We start from the raw sequence: 231 nt of genomic DNA, 5'->3' as shown, positions 1-231 counted from the left end.
GTATATGTCATAAAGTATCTAAAAAATAAAGATGTTCCTTATCAGGAATTGAAAAAAATAGATAATAGGATACTTCCTAGGATTTATTATTTTTTTGATGGTGATGAAGAAATAATTTTAGTGGAAGAATATATCTGTGGTATAACTTTAAATGAATTGATAGAGCAAAAAAAATATATATCTGATGAAGAGATACAAGATATCTTAGTGCAATTATGTAAGGGATTAAAG

General features: G+C 24.7%; 1 pseudogene. It reads left to right on the top strand.

Annotation, left to right across the window (positions count from 1 at the left end):
* Window positions 1–231: pseudogene (locus AC2FA3_RS15685) on the top strand (hypothetical protein); the annotation flags it as partial.

The organism is Janibacter sp. CoH_79_TC_3 (assembly GCF_058197955.1).
The sequence above is the reverse complement of the archived record's forward strand: the minus strand, read 5'-3'. Positions and strand labels throughout refer to the sequence as shown.